This window comes from Parabacteroides sp. ASF519 (assembly GCF_000364265.2).
GTDB classification, from domain to species: Bacteria; Bacteroidota; Bacteroidia; order Bacteroidales; family Tannerellaceae; genus Parabacteroides; species Parabacteroides goldsteinii.
In genome coordinates this window covers 3,026,409-3,047,857 of the sequence record NZ_AQFV02000006.1, presented here as the reverse complement: position 1 = coordinate 3,047,857, position 21,449 = coordinate 3,026,409, and the positions used below count along the sequence as shown (strand labels likewise).

Here is a 21,449-nt window from a genome sequence, read left to right as displayed (position 1 = left end):
ACCAAAAATTCCAATGCGTATGAAACTCGCTGCATTCTGTTTAACCTGCTTTTTAAGTACGGCAAGTGCAGGCACCTTGTACTCACAATCTGCCCGAATTTCTTTAGACATGAGGAATGCTTCTGTTGAACAAGTTTTACAGGAAATTGAAGAAAGTTCCGAATTTTACTTCATGTACAACAGCAAGCTCGTTAATGTTGACCGCAAAGTAAACATCAAAGTCAAAGACAAGTCTATTGAAACTATCTTAAATGAAATTTGCAAAGCTGCAAACATTGAGTATAGTGTAAATGACAAGCAAATCATCCTGCGCCCGAAAGGAATGGATGCAAATGCTACTCAGCAAAAAACAAAAACCATCAAAGGTATTGTCAATGATCAGTTAGGTCCTATTACCGGAGCAAACGTTTCTGTAAACGGTACTACTATCGGTACAATCACCGACATGGATGGTCGTTTCACTTTGGAGGTTCCGGAAAATGCGACATTACAAGTATCTTTTATCGGTTACCTGACTCAAAATGTAAAAGTGGAGGGACAAACCGATTTTACAATCTCCATGAAAGAGGATACACAAAAATTGGACGAAGTGGTTGTTATCGGCTACGGTACACAAAAGAAAATGAACCTGACAGGATCGGTAGCTACAATCTCTGCTGAAAACATTGCAACTATTCCGGTTTCCAATATTTCCAATGCGATGGCCGGACGTATGCCGGGTATCTTCTCTTACAATAAATCCGGTATGCCCGGTGTATCTTCCCCGATCACCATCCGTGGTGTCAATACTCCAAATAATACAAATCCGACTTATGTAATCGACGGTGTTGTTCGTGAAAAAGCCGACTTCGATGCGTTAGATCCGAATACAATCGAAAACATCTCCGTACTGAAAGATGCTGCCTCGGCTGCCGTTTATGGTTCGCGTGCAGCAAATGGTGTGATTGTTGTTTCAACAAGACGCGGTAAGAATCAGAAACCACAGTTCAGTTACTCCGGATTGTTCGGTACTGATCGTCCTACCCGTACCCCTGAAGTAATGAACGCTTATGACAGGACTGTTTATCTGAACAATCAGTTTATGTACAACGGAGTTCCGGAAACAGACTCACGTTATTATACAGCTGACGAACAGGAATATTTTAAGACACACAGTACCGATTGGTTCGACCTGGCCTGGAAAAATCCGTTCACAACACAACATAACCTGAGCGTTAACGGTGGTAGCGAACGTATCAACTACTACATGTCGGTAGGTTACTACAACCAGACCGGTACCTTCGACAATCTGGACTTCAAACGCTATAGTTTCCGTTCAAACGTAGACGCCAAAGTGGCGGATAACTTCACAATCGGATTGGATGTAGACGGTAATATGAGCGACCAGCGCACGCCTTACTGGCCTCACGACTCGGACAAAGATCTGATGAACGACATGTATCGTGCTTTATTGAATTTCCCGTCGACAGAACCGGCTTATGTAAATGGGCAACCGAATGCGACTATCTATAACTGGAACATTCTGGAAGCGATCAAAAACGGCCATGTATCAAAAAAACATAATACATTGAACACGAAACTGAGTGCCAAATGGGATATTCCATGGGTAGAAGGTTTGACAGCCAATGCCATGTTCAACTACCGCCAGTATTATGAAAACGAAAAACAGGCAGGAAAGAAATATACATTATATATACATGAGACTTCAGGCGGACACAATCATATCATCCGCGACGATGCTCCGGTTGTCGGAACACGTACCCGAACCGAAAACGGTAATTTCGTCAGAAAAGATTTCAATGAAACCAGTGCTTATACACTGAACCTGCAATTGAATTATAACCGTACATTCGGCAAACATGATATCGGAGCCATGTTCCTGTATGAACAATATGAAGAATTTGGAGATAAATTCTGGGCACAACGCAAAGAACTGCTCTCTTCATCGCTGGAACAATTGTTTGCAGGCAGTGCAGACAGCCAGTGGAAAGATGCCGACGGTAACGAATCCGAAATCGGACGTATCGGTTATGTAGGTCGTGTAAACTATGGTTTCGACAATCGTTACCTGCTGGAAGCAAACTTCCGTTATGATTCATCGGTAAAATGGATTCCCGGAAAACGTTGGGGATTCTTCCCTTCAGTATCTGCCGGATGGCGTGTCACAGAAGAAAACTTCTTCAAATCGAATGAAAAGCTGAACTTTATCAATAACCTGAAACTTCGTGCATCATACGGTACATTGGGTAATGACGGTGGTGATGATGTTGCTTACTATCAGTATCTGAATAAATTCATCACACAAACAGATAAAATCAAGACAAATGCCGTGTTCGGTACAGGTGCCACCGGTATTCTTCCGGGTGTCTACCCTAGTTTAGGCATCACATGGGAAACAACGACAACAGCCGATGTCGGTTTCGATTTAGGCTTGTGGAACGGTCTGTTAAGTTTGGAATTTGACTATTTCCATAAAAGAACTTCAGATATCCTGATGGACCGCGTTCGTACAATTCCGGGAACATTCGGGGCTGATCTTCCAAAAGAAAATTATGCAGAAATGGTAAACCAGGGTTGTGAATTCTTAGTACGCCACGATAATAAAATCGGTAATTTCACATACTATGTATCGGGGAACTTCTCTTTCGCACGTAACCATTATACAAAGATCGATGAATCTGCAAATGCTTACGAATGGGAAATCAAGACAGGCCGTCCTATCAAATTTATTACCGGTTATCTGGCTGACGGCATTGCCCGCACGGATGCAGACCTGATTGGTTTACCTCAATATAACGGTGGATTCGACTGGTCGAAAGGAGATATTATTCTAAAAGATATACACGGAGCAGGTGGCGTAGGTGGTCCCGACGGTGTTGTTGACGGAAATGATAAAGCTGTCCTCTCCTTATACAGCAAAGATCCGGAAATCATTTATGGTATGAGCCTTGGAGGTGAATGGAAAGGTATTGACTTCACAGCCTTTTTCCAGGGGGTAGGCCACCGTGCAATCATGTTCCCGAACCGGGGTGATACATGGACTGAACAGACTGTTTTAAATATCTGGTCTGATGCTTACTCTCCCGATAATATCGATGGTAAATATCCGCGTGTCGGAGGTACAGGATCAAAAGGAGCCAACGGCCAGGAATCTTCCTTCTGGTTGATGAACGGTAATTATTTCCGTTGTAAGAATATTGAAATCGGCTATACACTGCCAAAACAGTGGTTGGGTACAATCGGCGTAGACCGTTGTCGCGTTTATGTCTCAGGAACTAACCTGTTCGTCTTTGACCACATTGGTATCTACGACCCGGAAAACAGTGGTGACCGTGGTGCTTACCAATATCCGCTGACAAAGAGTTTCAACTTTGGAATTAATGTACGTTTCTAACAATTTGAGTAATTCGATATGAAAAAGATATTTATTACATGCGCAGCTATTCTGGCATTTTTCTCTTCTTGTTCCAGCATATTGGATAAGGAAGATCTGAGCTCCATCTCAGAAGAACAGGTCTGGGTTGACGAAACTCTGACTACCGCTTTCCTGAACGCATTGTATGTTTCCATCCCGAGCTGGGATACAACAGTGGCAGATGCAAGTGATGAAGCAACAGGTGGCGGAGGTTGGATAGACGGAACAACTACACCTGATAACATGAGCGATACAAAAGACTCAGCTCCTACTTGGTACTGGCCTTACAAGGATATTCGTAACTGTAACATTTTCATCCAAAATGCACAGAATACAGATCTTTGTACGATCGATCGCGATCTGGCTGACCGTTTAACTTACGAAGCCCGCTTCATCCGTGCTTATCTGTATTTTGAAATGGTAAAACGCTACGGCGGTGTTCCACTGATTACAGTTCCGCAGGAACTGACAGACGACCTGTTTGTAAAACGTACATCTACCAAAGATTGTTTCGATTTTATTATCAACGAATTAAAAGCATGTGCAGAAGGTCTGCCGGCCTCTTTCTCCGGTGACAATCTGGGACGTGTGACTAAAGGTGCTGCCAAAGCATTCCTCGGTCGTGTCTTGTTATTCCGTGCCAGTCCTCAATTCAATCCAAGCAACAATGCCGAACATTGGCAGACAGCTTATAATTACAATAAAGAAACACTCGACTATCTGATTGGTCAGGGACATGCTCTTTACAGTGATTATGGCAAACTGTTCCTGGAAGAAATGAATCAGGAAGTGATCTTCGCCATCCGTTACGAAAACCCGACACGCACTCATACCAGAGATGCAAAATGTCGTCCGATCACATTCTCTATGAATAATACAGGCGGAAATCATCCGACACAGGAAGTGATCGACCGTTTCCCTACTGTCGACGGAAAAACATATACTTATGCCGACTGGAAAAAGGATGGCAAAAATGACATCTTCACCTTATGGCAGAACCGCGACAAACGCTTCTATGCAACAGTCGTATATCAAGGCGTTACCTATTTCAATACAGTTATGGAACTGAATGAAAATGCACAAAACGATTATGCATATGGTAAAAACATGGGATCCAGAACTGGATATTATTCAAAGAAAGGCATTGATGAAAGCATTTCTATTTCCGATTGCCAGAAATCCGGAACAGACTATATCGACATCCGTTTGGCAGAAGTCATGCTGAATTATGCTGAAGCAGCTGTTGAAGTAGGTAAGCAGGGCGAAGCATTCGAAATACTGAAACAAATCCGCGAACGTGCAGGTATTAATGAAACAAGTTCCGATCCTGAACTGAAAGGCAAAGTGTACGGACTGAATCCGAACATGAACCAAAGTGAAATGCGCGAAGCTGTCCGCGAAGAACGCTTCATCGAGTTATTGTTCGAACAGAAACGTATGTGGGACTTACGCCGTTGGATGATCTACGACAAACTTATGATCGGTCAGGAAAAACGTCACGCACTGGTGATGAATAAACAAACTGACGGGACATATACTACTTATTTGTTCGACCGTGACAATACGCCGATGATCGCAAAACAAAATATGTACTTCCTGCCAATAAAACGCAGTGAATTAAGCAACAACCCTAACCTGGAACAAACAAAAGGTTGGGAAAATGGTACATTCGATCCGCAGGCAGGACTGTAATAGAAAATAACAGACCACATCTGCGTGGCATTTTACAAAAAGACGGCATTCCCCTCGAATTACTTACAATTCGTACGGAATGCCGTCCTTTTTATGCCCTTCTATGAACATAAAGACACAACCAAACCCTACCAACAAGAGTAGCTTTAACGATATTTCAACAACTTTTCACTTACAGCAACTTACAATACACACGGATTATTTGTTATACAGTTACGAATTATTACGTAAAACCGCTTTATTGAATCAAATTATCACACAATAGAGATTTAAAGGACATTTGGATACTTTTAATGATTATAATATATCAAAACGTCGTATATTTGTATCGTAATAAAACAAAAGGAAACAATAACAGGAGTAAAACAAATAAAATGACAAATCCAGTTAGATTCACAAAGATGCACGGAGCCGGTAACGACTATATATACGTAAACACGATGGCTTATCCCCTGGAAAACCCGGAAAAGCAAGCTGTCAGGTGGAGCGCTCTCCATACAGGCATCGGGTCGGATGGATTAGTACTGATAGGTTCATCTGAAAAAGCCGATTTCAGCATGCGGATATTCAATGCAGACGGTTCCGAGGCCATGATGTGCGGAAACGCTTCCCGCTGCATCGGCAAATATGTATATGATGCAGGACTGACCGATAAAAAGACAGTCACCCTCGAAACATTATCCGGCATTAAAGAACTTCAGCTGACCGTTTCGGATGATGATACCGTCAGTGAAGTAACAGTCGATATGGGAACACCTGAAATCGGCGAATCGGCCCTCGAACTGGAAGTCGGCGGACAGGTTTACATCGGAACCGTCGTGTCGATGGGCAACCCTCACCTGGTTATTCTTGTTAATGATATAAACGATATCGACTTACCGGCTATCGGACCTAAGCTGGAAACACACGCCTTCTTCCCCGACCGGACCAATGTTGAGTTTGTAGAGGTTTTAAAAGACGATGAAGTCCGGATGCGGGTATGGGAACGGGGCTCGGGCATCACCCAGGCTTGCGGAACAGGAGCTTGTGCTACAGTTGTAGCCGGTGTCGTATGCGGTAAGACGAAACGAAAAACAAAAGTATTCATGGACGGCGGCCCACTCACCATCCACTGGGACGAAAACTCAGGAAAGGTCTATATGACCGGAGGAGCAGTCACCGTATTTGAAGGAATAATAGAGAAGTAACACAAAAAGCAAAACAAAGGGCCGACAACCCCGACAAGACAACAACATAAAACAATTGAACGAATATGGCACTGATTAATGAACATTTCCTGAAACTGCAAAGCAGTTACCTGTTTTCCGACATCGCGAAAAAGGTAAACAGTTTCAAAGTGACACACCCTAAAGACAAAATAATCCGCATGGGAATCGGTGATGTAACACAGCCCCTGGCACCTGCCGTCATCGAAGCCATGCATAAGGCAGTGGATGATTTGGCTTCTACAGAGAATTTCCACGGTTACGGCCCCGAACAGGGATACAGCTTCCTGATCGACGCAATCATCAAGAATGATTATGCCAGCCGCGGCGTATTCCTGGAGCCGGGAGAGGTCTTCGTCAGCGACGGTGCCAAAAGCGATTGCGGAAATATCGGCGATATTCTCCGCCACGACAACAGTATCGGGGTACTCGATCCGGTCTACCCCGTTTACATAGACTCCAACGTCATGAGCGGACGCACCGGAGTATTGGAAGACGGCAAATGGAGCGATGTTGTTTACATCCCCTGCACGGAAGCAAACAACTTCACGCCCGAACTGCCGGCCCGCAGGGTGGACATACTCTACCTCTGTTACCCGAACAACCCGACGGGAACAACCCTGACGAAAGACGAGTTGAAGAAATGGGTAAACTATGCATTGGCAAACGACGTCCTGATTATGTACGACTCGGCTTACGAAGCCTACATCCAGGACCCGAACATTCCCCATTCAATCTACGAAATCAAAGGGGCGAAGAAAGTAGCCATCGAATTCCGCAGTTTCTCGAAGACAGCGGGTTTCACCGGAGTACGCTGCGGATACACGGTTGTCCCGAAAGAACTGAACGGCTTCACGCTGGGAGGCGAACGGGTACAGTTGAACAAACTGTGGAACCGCCGGCAGACGACCAAATTCAACGGAACCAGCTATATCACCCAGCGGGGTGCCGAAGCGGTTTACTCTCCGGAAGGCAAAGAACAGGTAAAGGCTACGATTCATTACTATATGACCAACGCACGGATTATGAGAGAAGCCCTTCTGGGTTGCGGGTTGAAGGTGTATGGCGGCGAAAACGCCCCTTACCTCTGGGTGAAAGCCCCGAAAGGTCTCACCTCCTGGAAATTCTTTGATAAACTATTGTACGAAGTCAACATCGTCGGGACACCGGGCGTAGGTTTCGGTCCGAGTGGCGAAGGTTATCTAAGACTCACCGCCTTTGGCGACAGGGACGACACTTTGGAAGCTATGGCCAGGCTGAAGAAGTGGCTCTGAAGAATTGAAAATTAAGGATTTGCAATTAGCAACTGACAATTAAGGAGCAAACGTTTCTCCGGGCAAATAAGAACGAAGCAGGAAAGGCGCATTCTGCAACGTTACCGGCAAAGGCCTCTATTAGTAATCTGCGTTCATCTGCGCCCGTCTGTGTCATCTGCGTGCTATGAGGGCACCTGGCAGAAGCAGCTACGCAATGAAGAACAAAGATTATTTAAGTATTTGATTTAGGTTATCTCATAAAAAGGACTGTATAGAGAAGTCGGCCGCTGCTTTTCGATTTTATAGAATGTTATACCGCTTGACCACACCTGACTATGGCAGGCAGCTCTATACCTCCTTTTTATCAACTATCAAAAAAGTAAGGTTATGAAAAAGATTGAAGCTATTATTCGCAAAACCAAATTCGAAGATGTGGAAGAAGAGGGATGGTGTGAATCGCACTACTCGGACAGGGCAAGTCCCTCCCCTCGGGTACGATAGTACCTCATCCGGATGAGGCTATCTACCACACCGGGATGAGGCAGTTCACATCATCAGGATAAGGCGGTTCACATCATCGGGATGAGGCAGACAACCGCATCCGGGTGCGGTACCATAGGATACGGGAAGGGAGGCAATCCCTCTCCTCCCATACCGACAATGACAATCAACATTTTAAACTATATACACATGTCACTGATTATTCCAAAAGATTACAAACAGACGCTTACACCGGAAACAACCGAGCAAGCGATTCAGATGTTAAAAACCAGCTTCCAGGAAAAACTGTCGAAAGCGTTGAACCTGCGCCGCGTAACCGCCCCTTTATTCGTTCTCTCGGGAACCGGCATCAACGATGACCTGAACGGGGTGGAACGTGCCGTCAGCTTCCCCATTCACTGTATGGGCGAACGGCAGGCAGAAGTCGTCCACTCACTCGCCAAATGGAAACGGATGAAACTGGCGGCCTATCGTATCCCTGCCGGCTACGGACTTTATACCGACATGAATGCCATCCGCGGCGACGAAGACCTCGACAATCTTCACTCGCTGTATGTCGACCAGTGGGACTGGGAAAAAACCATCCGTCCGGAAGACCGCAACCTGGATTACCTGAAACGTACCGTACGTTGCATTTACACGCTACTGAAAGAAATCGAGGAGATGGTCTACAACCAGTATCCTCACATCACTCCTTCCCTGCCGGACAACATCACCTTCATCCATGCGGAAGAATTACAAAAGATGTACCCGGGCATTCCTCCCCGTGAACGCGAAAACAAAGCAGCCGCTAAATTCGGTGCCATCTTCGTTATCGGCATCGGCGGTGAACTGACAAACGGGGAGAAACACGACGGACGTGCCCCTGACTATGACGACTGGAGCACAGTCAACTCCGATGGCTTCAACGGCCTGAACGGTGACATCATCCTTTGGAACGACGTCTTGCAATGTGCCTTCGAACTGTCATCCATGGGTATCCGTGTCGACAAGGAAGCCCTGCGCCGGCAGCTGCAAGAACGCGGATGCCCCGAACGTGCTGCCCTGGAGTTCCATAAGATGTTGCTCGACGGCCGCCTCCCGCAATCCATCGGCGGCGGCATCGGCCAGAGCCGCCTCTGCATGTTCTTCCTCCGCAAAGCACATATCGGAGAGGTACAGGCTTCGATATGGCCGGAAGAACAGACTGACATCTGTAAGCAAAACAATATCATCTTGTTATGATAAGTTACCATCAGATATAAATAAAAACAAACACTTACTATAAAAATCAGGTATTATGTCAAAGTTAAGATTCAGAGTAGTAGAATCGGCCTTCAAGAAAAGAGCCGCCGAAGTAGCCGCCCCGGCAGAACGTCCGTCGGAATATTTCGGAAAGAACGTATTCAACCGCGAGAAGATGTTCAAGTATCTTCCGGAAAAAGCCTATGCCAGACTGGTCGACTCCATCGACAACGGTGCCCCCCTCGACCGCGAGACTGCCGACGCCGTAGCCGCCGGCATGAAGAAATGGGCCATCGAAATGGGTGCAACACATTATACCCACTGGTTCCACCCCCTCACCGAAGGGACAGCCGAAAAACATGACGCTTTCGTCGAACACGACGGCAAAGGCGGCATGGTCGAAGAGTTCTCCGGCAAACTGCTCATACAACAGGAACCCGATGCCTCCAGCTTCCCGAACGGCGGTATCCGTAATACGTTCGAAGCCCGCGGTTACTCCGCCTGGGACCCTTCCTCTCCTGCTTTTATCGTGGGTGACACCCTGTGTATCCCGACCATCTTCATCGCCTACACCGGCGAATCCCTCGACTATAAAGCCCCATTGCTGAAAGCGCTCGAAGCCGTAAACAAGGCTGCCGTCGACGTATGCCATTACTTCAACCCGGAGGTAAAGAAAGTATATTCCTACCTCGGTTGGGAGCAGGAATATTTCCTGGTAGACGAAGGACTCTACGCCGCCCGCCCCGACCTGCTGCTCAGCGGACGTACGCTGATGGGCCATGAGAGCAGCAAAAACCAGCAGCTCGAAGACCATTACTTCGGTGCCATCCCCACCCGCGTCATGGAATTTATGAAAGAGTTGGAAATGGAGGCCCTCAAACTGGGTATCCCATTGAAAACCCGTCATAACGAAGTGGCTCCGAACCAGTTCGAACTGGCCCCTATCTTCGAGGAATGCAACCTCGCCAACGACCACAACCTGTTGGTCATGGCGCTGATGCGTAAAATCAGCCGCAAGCACGGTTTCCGTGTCCTGTTGCACGAAAAGCCCTTCAAAGGCGTCAACGGCTCGGGCAAGCACAACAACTGGTCGCTGGGCACCGACACCGGTATCGGTCTGATGGGCCCGGGCAAGACACCGGAAGACAACCTCCGTTTCATCACCTTCGTAGTAAACGTGCTCATGGCCGTCTACCGTCATAACGGACTGCTGAAAGCCAGCATCTCGAGTGCCACCAACGCCCACCGCCTGGGAGCCAACGAAGCACCTCCCGCCATCATCTCCAGTTTCCTCGGCACGCAGCTGTCGCAGGTATTGGAGCACCTTGAAAAAAGCGAGCCCGAAGACCTGATGCTGGCCGGCAAACAGGGCATGAAGCTCGACATCGCCCGCATCCCCGAGTTGCTGATTGACAATACCGACCGCAACCGTACTTCGCCTTTCGCCTTCACCGGCAACCGTTTCGAGTTTCGTGCCGTCGGTTCCGAAGCCAACTGCGCGTCTGCCATGCTCGCCCTCAATGCTGCCGTGGCCGAACAGTTGAAGCTCTTCAAAGCCGAAGTAGACGCAAAGATTGCCACCGGCAAAGAGAAATTCGCCGCCATCCTGGAAGTCCTCCGCAAAGACATCAAAGCCTGCAAGGCCATCCACTTCGACGGCAACGGTTACAGCGATGAATGGAAAGAAGAAGCCCGTCGCCGCGGTCTGGATTGCGAAACCAGCGTACCGCTCATCTTCGACAACTACCTGAAGGAAAGCAGCATCCGGATGTTCGAATCGACCGGCGTCATGACTCACAAGGAACTCGAAGCCCGCAACGAAGTAAAATGGGAGACGTACACCAAGAAAATCCAAATCGAAGCCCGCGTGTTGGGTGACCTGACGATGAACCATATCATCCCTATCGCCACCCGCTACCAGTCTTCGCTGATTGACAACGTATATAAGATGAAGGACCTCTTCCCGGCAGAAAAAGCCTCCGTCCTCTCCGCCCGTAACCTGGAGATTATCGAAGACATCGCCTGCCGCACCAACTTCATCAAGGAAAAGGTAGACGAAATGGTCGAAGCCCGCAAGGTCGCCAACAAAATCGAAAGCGAACGCGAAAAGGCAATCGCCTACCACGACACCATTGTCCCGATGCTGGAAGAAATCCGCTACCACATCGACAAACTGGAACTGGTAGTAGACGACCAGATGTGGACGTTGCCGAAGTATCGCGAATTATTGTTTATCCGATAAGACCACACATTCCTTGAGCCGGGGTGTCCCTCAAAAGCATCCCGGCTTATCTTATCATCTCACTCAGACAGTAGTTTTTTGTTGATTGTTTTGTGTTTGCAAGGGGAGCATGCTGTGAAGTATGGCTTCCCTTCTTTTATATTCCCGGAGAATTATATACCTTTGGACCATCATTATATAAGAAAGGAGTTTACGTTATGACGGCAATGGAATTACAGCAATGGAAAAAGAACTTCATCCGTAATTATTTGGATAAGATAGACAGTTTGGAAATGATGGATAAACTGGAAAAAAGCACAAAGCGAATACTGAATAAAAAAGCAGCCGTTTTGTCTCCTATTGCGTTTAGCATTGAGGAAGCCAACAAAGAAATCGACTTGGCAGAACAAGAATTAAGCGAAGGTAAAGGTATCAAGGAGCCCGAAATGCATCAATTCTTTGAAGAATGGAGAAAGAAATTGAAGTAATCTGGGTACCACGTGCACAAAGACAAGCAGATTTAGCCATCACCTATTGTCTGAAACAATTTGGAAAAAGAACTGCCCTCCGGTTCATGAACAAATTGGAGAAAGGATTGCCGGCAAGATCCCGATAAACTCAAACACGCTATACGATAAAAATAAACTCATATGAACTACGGATTCGTAAAAGTAGCAGCAGCCGTCCCACACGTACAAGTGGCAGACTGTTTTTATAATATTCAACAGATGGAAGGCCTGATGCGCCAGGCTTCTGACAAAGGCGTACAAATCATTGCCTTCCCTGAAATGTCGGTAACGGCTTATACCTGCCTGGACCTGTTCGCCCAGCAGACTTTGCTGAAAAATGCGGAACAAGCCTTATTGAAACTGGTCAGCGACACCGCCGACCTGAATATCCTCACAATCGCAGGCGCCTCGTTAGTGACGGAAAACAGGCTGATAAACGCAGCCATAGCTTTCCAGGCCGGAAAGATATTAGGCGTAGTCCCCAAAACATACATACCGAACTACAAGGAGTTCCAGGAACAACGCTGGTTCACTTCCGCCACCGAATTACGGGACAAGACCGTCTCAATCGGAGACAGAACATATCCGTTGGGCAGCCACTTGCTCTTCACTGCCGGACAGGTAAAAGTCGGCATCGAAATATGCGAAGACCTGTGGGTTCCCGTCCCCCCCAGTTCCTTACTGGCGATGGAAGGAGCCAATATCCTTGTCAATATATCCGCCAGCAACGAACTGATCGGAAAACACCATTACCTCCGTTCGCTGATATGCCAGCAGTCCGCTCGCTGTATGGCAGGGTATGTCTATGCCTCCGCCGGTTTCGGAGAATCCAGCACCGACCTTGTCTTTGCCGGCAACGGAATCATCGCTGAAAACGGCACCCTATTGGAAGAATCCCCGCGCTTCACCATGCAGGAACAACTCGTCATCAGTGAAATCGACATCGAGAACCTGCAAAACGACCGCCAGGTAAATACTAGCTTCATGCACGGGGCCTCCACCCTGCTGGCAAGTGAAACAATAACAATCCCGTTCGCCCTGTCTGAAAACTCCGGCCAGCCGGTATTGACCCGCTCCGTTGACCCGCATCCGTTCACTCCTTCCGGCGACGCACTGAAGGAACGTTGCGAAGAGATTTTCCAGATACAGGTAGCCGGACTGGCAAAACGTATCGTCCACACGCACTCCCGGACAGCGGTAGTCGGTATCTCCGGCGGACTCGATTCCACACTGGCATTGCTGGTAACCGTCATGACATTCGATGCCCTGAATATCCCCCGCAACCAGATACTCGGCATCACCATGCCCGGCTTCGGAACGACAGACCGCACCTACACCAACGCCTGCGACCTTATCCGTTCACTGGGTGTCACACTAAAGGAAATCTCCATCAAGGATGCCTGCCTCCAGCATTTCAAAGATATCAGTCACAACCCATCGGTTCATGACGTGACCTACGAAAACAGCCAGGCCCGCGAACGCACCCAAATCCTGATGGACGTAGCCAACCAGGAAAACGGTATGGTCATCGGTACCGGCGACCTTTCCGAACTGGCCCTTGGCTGGGCTACCTACAACGGCGATCACATGTCGATGTACGGTGTAAACGGCAGTATCCCCAAGACGCTTGTCAGATACCTGGTAGAATGGGTTGCCCACAACCGGGTGGACGAAGCCTCACGCGCTACATTGCTGGATATCGTCGACACTCCAATCAGTCCCGAACTGATACCCGCCGACGAAAACGGAAACATCAAACAGAAAACGGAAGATCTCGTAGGCCCTTACGAACTACACGACTTCTTCCTCTACCATTTCCTCCGTTTCGGTTCCTCCCCCGCCAAGATTTATTTCCTGGCACAACAGGCTTTCGGTGGCAGTTACGACAAAGAGACCATCCGGAAATGGCTCCACACCTTCTTCCGCCGTTTCTTCCAGCAGCAGTTCAAACGTAGTTGCCTGCCGGACGGCCCAAAAGTAGGTTCCGTCAGCCTTTCCCCCCGTGGCGACTGGCGTATGCCAAGCGATGCAATGGCAACACTTTGGTTGAAGGAGATAGAAGGATTAAACTAAAAGACAAATAGACAAAATAAAATATCCTGCATTGGAAAATCTCCATTTCCAATGCAGGATATTTTATTTATCTTCCTATACGCTACAGAGTGATGCGAATCCAAGCTATCTTCTTTCAGACAGTGGCTTTCATTCGTTTATAAATACTTTTTAATATCGACACCTTGGATAGTAATTCATTCAACACAGAAACAATATCATTTTCCATCAATGGATAATCATGGGCAATCTCATTACGCAATTCTCGAATATATCCTCATTCATCTGCACTGTCTATAAAATGATAACGCTCCAAAAGATTCAGAATATCCCGCATTGGCAAAGCAGAAACATCTTCATCTAAATACTCCAACACATATCCTGTTTTCGATTTGTCATATTAATCGTATACCTGTTATTAATGCCTCCTTTGCAACCAACGATTCTTCATGGTCGCCTATCACATCGATTTTTTGATCGCCTAAAAGTTGTTTCAACCGAGCGATCATGCGTATACGAGCCAAGACACCTTTCTTTTCGGATGTAGTACGTACTAACAGATCAATATCTCCACCACGTTTCTCGTAAATTTCTTTTGCTACACGGACAATCGATTGTATGTCTTTCTTATTTAAACGCATTTTATCTCTGTTTTTACAAAGATAGATACTTTTATTTTGTATTCAATACTCCACATTCCGAATTCTTACTCGTAGGACTACTGTGCTATTATATAAAAAAGGCTACCGGAATCCCGATAGCCTTTTCATTTATATTACGCTTGTGCTTATTCTTACAAACCGAATTCCGGTTTACGGTTAATCCATTGTCCGCGAGTAAAGTCAGGGAAGTCAACCAACGCACCACCACGAGCGATAGACATTTCAGACAAAGCGGAGATAGCACTCCATGCAGCAGCATCATAGCAATCCATTGGAGCCGGACGTTTGTTCTTGATGCGGTCGATCAGATCATACATCATAATGAAGTCCATACCACCGTGACCGGCTTCTTTTGCCTGAGCATCCAACTGAGCCCATAGTTTGTGGTCGTATTTCTTGAACCATTCGTCAGAATTATCCCAACGGTGAGGTTTAGACTGACCTTCCACATATACATGATCGCCATCGTTCATCCACAAACCATCCGTTCCCTGAATACGGAATCCCAAAGAATAAGGACGAGGAGAATTTGTATCGTGAGTAACGATGATTGTCTGGCCGTTTGCACATTTGATCATAGATGTCACGATGTCACCCAGGTTAAAGCGAACTTTAGCCAACGGATGGTTTTCGCCACCATTATCTACGATGAACTTATGCAATCCGCGAGACTGAGTTGCCATAGCAGACATAGCAACGAAACGGTTACCTCGGTTGATATCCATACAATTGGCAACCGGTCCGATACCGTGAGTCGGATACACATCTCCATTACGATGTACGGAGTGATTCGTACGCCACTGAGCTTCTGCAAAAGCTGTCGGGCCCATACGCAACTCACCACCCTTCTGATAAGTATAATTCTTACCGTCATTGAATTTCACATCACGCAAGTCATGTTCGTAACCGCAACCACCGTGCAATAATTCACCGAACAACCCTTCGCGAACCATGTTCAAAGCCGCCATGCAGTCACGACGATAACAAACATTCTCCATGATGTTCAGATGGCTGCCTGTTGCTTCCGATACGTTAACCAGATCCCAGCATTCTTCCAGCGTATTGGCAGCAGAAACTTCTACGCCAACATAAGGAACACCGGCTTTCATAGCTGCCACCGACATCGGTACGTGCCATTCCCACGGGCTGGCAATAATCACGCAGTCGAATTCTTCATTGTTCAACATCTTTTCAAATTCACGTTCACCACCTTTATACACTTTCGGGGCATCCACGTTGAATTTAGCGATGTGTTTCAATGTACGGTCGATCGGGCCTTGCTGGATATCGCAAATAGCAACAATCTTATTTCCCGGGATAGCCAACACATTATTGATGTGCTCATGGCAGCGTGAACCTGTTCCGATAAATCCGAAACGCAGTTTGCCGTCATCTTTTCCGGCTGTTTTTTTCTTCTGAGGTTCTGGAGAACCTGCTACTGTAGTGGCCGAAGCAGTACCTGCCATAGCCAAACCTGCTGCACCAACTCCGGCGGCAGTCATTTTCTTAAGAAAGGAACGACGAGTGTTTTCCATGTTCTTTATTTAGTATTTTATGTTAAGTGGGCAAATTTATAATATTTAATCAACTTCTCAAATATGTTTAGAAAAAAAGAGTCAATCATTTTAATCTATTAATAATTTGTCATCTTTCCAGTCTCCCTTTTCAGCTTCTCGAAGGTCATCATCATTTGGCGCAATCGTTTAGGTTCTTTATCCGCCAAGTTATGATTCTGTCCGACATCTTCCTTTACATTATATAACTGGTAACAATTTCCCAATCCCGAAAAACCGGTTCCGTCAGGGTCGTCATAATAGCTGGGATAAGGTGGAATCATCACCCAGTCGCCCTGATGGAGGGCATAATTGAAATAACCTTCCGTCACCAGTTCCTTACGTCCCTGGTCGCTTTTCCCTAGAAAGACGGGTAAAGTATTCTGGCTGTCCGTCTTATCCGAATACGTCTGCCCGGTCAATGCTGCCAATGAAGCCAGCAAATCCATCTGGCAAACCAATGCATCGGATACTCCCGGTTTTACAACCGCCGGCCAACGCAACAGGAACGGGATGCAGGTACCGCCGTCATACAAGCTGGTCTTTCCTCCGCGGTGAGGGCCTGCCATCTTATGATTGCCTACCATTTCGACAGCCTGATCCTGATAACCGTCGTCCAATACGGGACCGTTATCGCTGGTCAGGATAACCAGGGTATTCTCCGTCAATCCCAGTTTATCCAGTTCTTTCAGGAATTCAGTCACACACCAGTCAGCCTCCAGGATGACATCTCCGCGAGGTCCCATACCAGATTTGCCGACAAACTTCTGATTCGGTACACGGGGCACATGCGGCTGGTGTAATCCGTAATACAGGAAGAAAGGTTTATCTTTATTGTCTTTCAAAAAGCCTTTGGCTTTCTCCAGGAATAACTCAGCCATATCTTCATCTTTCCACTGGGCAGCCTTACCGCCTTTCTGGAAACCGATACGCGGCACACCGTTTACAATCGAACCGGCATGTCCCACACTCGGGTGCATCCGGAGTAGTTCAGGGTTGTCTTTTCCGGTAGGTTCGCCGGGGAAATTATGCTTATAACTGACATACAGCGGGTCATTCGGTTCCAGTCCGACTCCTTTCCCGTTTTCGATAAAGATGCAAGGCACGCGGTCGTTGGTTGCCGCCTGGATGAACGAATAATCATATCCCACTTCCTTGGCTCCGGGATAAACCGTCTCATTCCAGTCTACCGCTCCGTCACCCAGTCCCAGATGCCATTTACCGACCGAGCCGGTCACATAGCCGGCCTGTTTCATAACCTTCGGCAAAGTGACTTGCTGCGTATTGATAATCAGAGCGGCATTACCGGGAAGGATTTTTGCATCTTTATTCGTCCAGGGATATAATCCGGTCAAAAGTGAATAACGACTGGGCGTGGAAGTCGCTGCCGTACAATATCCCTGCGTAAAACGCAGCCCTTCGTTTGCAATCCGGTCCATACCCGGAGTTTGGATACGGGTGGCTCCGTAACAACTCAAATCGCCATACCCTAAATCGTCGGCTACAATGATTACGACGTTGGGCTGTTGCTGGTCCTGAGCGTAGACATTAACTCCGGATAAAGCCCCTATCCCGGCTGCTACGCATAGTAGATTTTTCATATTCATGTTTTTCATATATAAAAATACAGGCATTGATTGTAATAATCAACGCCTGCAAATATAATCAATCGCTCGGATTTCAAAGCATGCTGCTTACGGATTTTGCGTTCGTATTCCGAGTTACTATCTATGATTTCTTTTTGGCAGTCTTCTGGTTTCCCGCCTCAGCCCGCTTCTTATTCCGCCAGAAACTACCGTCGCGCTTGCTGCCGAACATATTACGTCTTTTCGATTCCTGCTTGATGGCTTCTTTCTTCTCTGCCACGGCTGCTTTTACATCTGCCGTTTCAAATTCGTTTCCGCCGGCAACAGGTATCTGTTTGCCTATCAGCTTCTGGATATCTTTCAGGTACGGCACTTCCTCTGCATCGCAGAATGAATAAGCGACACCGCTGCGTCCGGCACGACCTGTACGTCCGATACGGTGTACGTATGTTTCCGGCACATTCGGCAGTTCATAATTTATCACATGCGAAAGATGGTCCACGTCGATACCGCGGGCGGCAATATCCGTAGCGATCAGTACACGGGTGGTATGGTCCTTGAAATTAGTCAGTGCACGCTGGCGGGCTGTCTGGCTCTTGTTTCCATGGATAGCTTCCGCTCCGATATTCGCTTTTGCCAGGACACGGGCCACTTTGTCCGCACCATGTTTCGTACGGGTAAATACCAGCACCGATTCCAAAGAAGAATCTTTTAGCAAATGCGTCAACAGGCTTACCTTCTCCGCCTTTTCCACGAAATAAACGGACTGGTCGATCTTATCCACCGTCGATGAAGCCGGAGTAACCTCCACCTTCTGCGGCTCATGCAGGATCGTTCCTGCCAGGCGTTCTATCTCGGGCGGCATCGTTGCCGAGAAAAATAGCGACTGGCGCTTTTTGGGCAACAAGGGCAAAATACGTTTGATATCATGAATAAATCCCATATCCAGCATACGGTCGGCCTCATCCAATACAAAATAATCGAGATATTTCAGGCTGATAAATCCCTGGTTGATCAAATCAAGCAGACGTCCGGGGGTTGCGATCAATACATCTACGCCACGTTCGAGCGCATCGGTCTGAGGCTTCTGTCCTACACCACCGAATATAACGGTATGCCTCACACCGGTATATTTACCGTATGCCGTAAAACTTTCTCCGATCTGGATGGCCAGTTCGCGGGTTGGTGTCAGTATCAATGCTTTGATACCACGCACTTTACCATGCTGGCGTTCGTTATACAAATTCTGAATAATAGGAATGGAAAATGCAGCCGTTTTACCTGTTCCGGTCTGTGCACAACCTAATAAGTCATATCCGTCTAAAACGTAGGGAATTGCTTCTGCTTGTATAGGGGTTGGAATTGTATAACCTTCTTTTGTAAGAGCCTTTTGTATCGGCTCTATCAGTTCTAATTGTTCAAATGTCATCTAATAATAATGTTGAGCCATCGCGGCTCGTTAAATAAATAATTGAATGCAAAGGTAATAAATAAAACGGGAATCATCCTAATCAACTACTAAAATGTACAAGAATACTTCCGAAAGACATTCTGTATACTTTATAAAAAGAGGTAGGTGTAAATCAATTTAGAGGTACGTCTAAATCAATTTACACCTACCTCTAAATAAAATCAGACGTACCTCTTTCTCTAAAACGATAATATAAGAGCAAAAATAACCTTTGAATATTGTATCAAATAATATATTATCTTTGTAAATTGATTTTTAGATGATGAAAGAGTTACAGTTGCTGCTAAAGAAGTTTTTCGGATATACTTCTTTCCGCCCGTTACAGGCGGAGATCATACAACGTATTTTGAGGAAAGAGGATTCACTGGTGCTGATGCCTACCGGTGGAGGAAAATCAATTTGTTTCCAGTTACCGGCCATTTATATGCCGGGAACAGCTGTCGTGATCTCTCCGTTGATCGCCCTGATGAAAGACCAGGTAGGCGGATTGGTTGCCAACGGTATCCCGGCAGCCGCACTCAACAGCATGATGCCGGAAGAAGAACGACACAGAATAAAACAACTCTGCATCCAGGGTAAAATAAAACTGCTTTACCTGTCGCCCGAAGCACTGGTTGGCGAACTACATTGGCTGCTTCCCCGTATGGATATATCCCTGATCGCCATCGACGAAGCCCATTGTATCTCACATTGGGGGCACGACTTCCGTCCCGAATATACCCAACTGTCTGTTTTGAAAGAACAGTTCCCCAAAGTCCCGATCGTCGCCCTGACAGCTACAGCCGACAAAGTCACACGTACCGACATTGTCACCCAATTGAACCTGCGTGATCCGGAAGTTTTCGTTTCGTCCTTCGACCGTCCGAACCTATCCCTGACTATCCGCCGGGGACTGAACAAAAAGGAGAAAACTTCCGCCATCGTCCATTTCATCCATGCCCACCGCCATCAGAGCGGGATCGTTTACTGCATGAGCCGGAACAGTACAGAGAACCTGGCAGAAGAACTCTCTTCTTACGGGATCAAGGCCGTTGCCTATCATGCCGGACTCCCGCCTGTTCAACGCGAAAAGGCACAGGATGATTTTATCAACGACCGGGTAAACGTGGTCTGTGCAACCGTTGCCTTCGGGATGGGAATAGATAAAAGCAATGTGCGTTGGGTCGTACATTATAATATGCCCGGAAGTATCGAGAACTACTACCAGGAAATAGGCCGTGCCGGACGCGACGGAATGAAAAGCGACACCTTGCTGTTCTATTCGGTAGGCGACCTGCTTGTCCTCCGCCGTTTTGCCGAAGAAAGCGGACAAAAAGACACCAACCTCCAGAAGCTGAACCGTATGCGCCGTTATTGCGAAGCGGACATCTGCCGCCGGCGTATCCTCCTCAGCTACTTCGGAGAAGAAAGCGACCAGGACTGCGGCAACTGCGATGTATGCAAAAACCCTCCGCAACGTTTCGACGGCAGCATACTCGTCCAAAAAGCGTTAAGCGCCATCTTCCGTACCGGCGAATTTGTCGGCATGAATATGCTCATCAATATCCTCCGCGGCTCGGAGAAGACAGAGATCACGGAAAAAGGATACGATAAATTAAAGACATACGGTGCCGGAAAAGACCTCTCCTATAAAGAATGGAAAGAATATCTTTACCAGATGCTTCAATTGGGATATATCGAAATCGATTATGTCAATGCCGGAATACTGAAAGTCACTCCGCTGGGAAGAAAAGTATTGTTCGGTGAACAGAAAGCGATGATGGCTATCTATAAAGAGCCGGAAGAAAAAACTTATTTCAGAAGAAAAGACTCGAAATTCAAATACCGCCCCATCAAACCCATCCAATCGGCATCGGTCGAAGAAACGCTGCTCGATTCGCTCCAGCAACTCCGCAAGCAGATTGCCGAACGCGAACAGACACCAGCCTACATCATCTTTTCCGATGATTCACTGGAAGATATGGTACAAAAAAGGCCTGTTACCCTGGAAGAGTTCAGCGAAATACGCGGTGTGGGAGAAATCAAACTGGAAAAATACGGAAAGGTATTCGTGGCACTGATACGGTTCGTACTGCGGTTGCCCAAAGACAGATAACCGCCCA

Annotated in this window: 13 protein-coding genes; 9 read left to right on the top strand and 4 right to left on the bottom strand. The window is 47.0% G+C overall.

Annotated features, from left to right (window positions below):
- Positions 1-19: 19 nt before the first annotated feature.
- The 8 genes from C825_RS11995 to C825_RS11960 all read left to right on the top strand — a co-directional run bounded on the left by C825_RS11995 (position 20) and on the right by C825_RS11960 (position 14,096).
- On the top strand, positions 20-3,394 hold the full coding sequence (locus C825_RS11995) for a TonB-dependent receptor (protein WP_010802633.1): 3,375 nt from the start codon (positions 20-22) through the stop codon (positions 3,392-3,394).
- Between the two features lie 18 nt (positions 3,395-3,412).
- On the top strand, positions 3,413-5,107 hold the full coding sequence (locus C825_RS11990) for a RagB/SusD family nutrient uptake outer membrane protein (RefSeq protein WP_010802632.1): 1,695 nt from the start codon (positions 3,413-3,415) through the stop codon (positions 5,105-5,107).
- A 374-nt stretch (positions 5,108-5,481) separates the two neighbouring features.
- Complete coding sequence (gene dapF / locus C825_RS11985; protein ID WP_010802631.1) at positions 5,482-6,294, top strand: diaminopimelate epimerase; 813 nt, start codon at positions 5,482-5,484, stop codon at positions 6,292-6,294.
- Between the two features lie 65 nt (positions 6,295-6,359).
- Positions 6,360-7,586, top strand: coding sequence for an LL-diaminopimelate aminotransferase (locus tag C825_RS11980; protein WP_010802630.1), 1,227 nt, complete (start codon positions 6,360-6,362; stop codon positions 7,584-7,586).
- A 672-nt stretch (positions 7,587-8,258) separates the two neighbouring features.
- Positions 8,259-9,293 (top strand): aspartate--ammonia ligase, encoded by a 1,035-nt coding sequence (asnA, locus tag C825_RS11975; RefSeq protein ID WP_007658421.1) that lies wholly within the window; start codon positions 8,259-8,261, stop codon positions 9,291-9,293.
- Between the two features lie 55 nt (positions 9,294-9,348).
- Positions 9,349-11,535, top strand: coding sequence for a glutamine synthetase III family protein (locus C825_RS11970; RefSeq protein ID WP_007658422.1), 2,187 nt, complete (start codon positions 9,349-9,351; stop codon positions 11,533-11,535).
- Between the two features lie 197 nt (positions 11,536-11,732).
- Positions 11,733-12,002: a hypothetical protein gene (locus C825_RS11965; RefSeq protein ID WP_007658423.1), complete on the top strand. Its 270-nt coding sequence runs from the start codon at positions 11,733-11,735 to the stop codon at positions 12,000-12,002.
- Positions 12,003-12,164: 162 nt separating this feature from the next.
- Positions 12,165-14,096: an NAD(+) synthase gene (locus tag C825_RS11960; protein ID WP_010802628.1), complete on the top strand. Its 1,932-nt coding sequence runs from the start codon at positions 12,165-12,167 to the stop codon at positions 14,094-14,096.
- Between the two features lie 374 nt (positions 14,097-14,470).
- Here the strand turns inward: C825_RS11960 and C825_RS11955 are convergent, their stop codons facing one another.
- The 4 genes from C825_RS11955 to C825_RS11940 form a co-directional block, all read right to left on the bottom strand.
- Positions 14,471-14,716, bottom strand: coding sequence for a hypothetical protein (locus C825_RS11955; RefSeq protein WP_010802627.1), 246 nt, complete (start codon positions 14,714-14,716; stop codon positions 14,471-14,473).
- A 152-nt stretch (positions 14,717-14,868) separates the two neighbouring features.
- Positions 14,869-16,272, bottom strand: coding sequence for a Gfo/Idh/MocA family protein (locus C825_RS11950; protein WP_007658430.1), 1,404 nt, complete (start codon positions 16,270-16,272; stop codon positions 14,869-14,871).
- Positions 16,273-16,370: 98 nt separating this feature from the next.
- The gene (locus tag C825_RS11945) at positions 16,371-17,906 is read right to left on the bottom strand and encodes a sulfatase-like hydrolase/transferase (RefSeq protein WP_370449611.1); all 1,536 of its coding nucleotides are present in this window, start codon (positions 17,904-17,906) and stop codon (positions 16,371-16,373) included.
- Positions 17,907-18,018: 112 nt separating this feature from the next.
- A complete protein-coding gene (locus C825_RS11940; protein ID WP_007658434.1) occupies positions 18,019-19,305 on the bottom strand; it encodes a DEAD/DEAH box helicase in 1,287 nt (428 codons plus the stop codon).
- Between the two features lie 304 nt (positions 19,306-19,609).
- Between C825_RS11940 and recQ the strand changes: the two genes are divergently transcribed.
- The gene (gene recQ / locus C825_RS11935) at positions 19,610-21,442 is read left to right on the top strand and encodes a DNA helicase RecQ (protein ID WP_044214560.1); all 1,833 of its coding nucleotides are present in this window, start codon (positions 19,610-19,612) and stop codon (positions 21,440-21,442) included.
- Positions 21,443-21,449: the final 7 nt, after the last annotated feature.

Coding starts and splice junctions, on each gene's coding strand:
- C825_RS11995 (WP_010802633.1), top strand. CDS start 20: ATGAAACTCGCTGCATTCTGTTTAACCTGCTTTTTAAGTACGGCAAGT.
- C825_RS11990 (WP_010802632.1), top strand. CDS start 3,413: ATGAAAAAGATATTTATTACATGCGCAGCTATTCTGGCATTTTTCTCT.
- dapF (WP_010802631.1), top strand. CDS start 5,482: ATGACAAATCCAGTTAGATTCACAAAGATGCACGGAGCCGGTAACGAC.
- C825_RS11980 (WP_010802630.1), top strand. CDS start 6,360: ATGGCACTGATTAATGAACATTTCCTGAAACTGCAAAGCAGTTACCTG.
- asnA (WP_007658421.1), top strand. CDS start 8,259: ATGTCACTGATTATTCCAAAAGATTACAAACAGACGCTTACACCGGAA.
- C825_RS11970 (WP_007658422.1), top strand. CDS start 9,349: ATGTCAAAGTTAAGATTCAGAGTAGTAGAATCGGCCTTCAAGAAAAGA.
- C825_RS11965 (WP_007658423.1), top strand. CDS start 11,733: ATGACGGCAATGGAATTACAGCAATGGAAAAAGAACTTCATCCGTAAT.
- C825_RS11960 (WP_010802628.1), top strand. CDS start 12,165: ATGAACTACGGATTCGTAAAAGTAGCAGCAGCCGTCCCACACGTACAA.
- C825_RS11955 (WP_010802627.1), bottom strand. CDS start 14,716: ATGCGTTTAAATAAGAAAGACATACAATCGATTGTCCGTGTAGCAAAA.
- C825_RS11950 (WP_007658430.1), bottom strand. CDS start 16,272: ATGGAAAACACTCGTCGTTCCTTTCTTAAGAAAATGACTGCCGCCGGA.
- C825_RS11945 (WP_370449611.1), bottom strand. CDS start 17,906: ATGAAAAACATGAATATGAAAAATCTACTATGCGTAGCAGCCGGGATA.
- C825_RS11940 (WP_007658434.1), bottom strand. CDS start 19,305: ATGACATTTGAACAATTAGAACTGATAGAGCCGATACAAAAGGCTCTT.
- recQ (WP_044214560.1), top strand. CDS start 19,610: ATGAAAGAGTTACAGTTGCTGCTAAAGAAGTTTTTCGGATATACTTCT.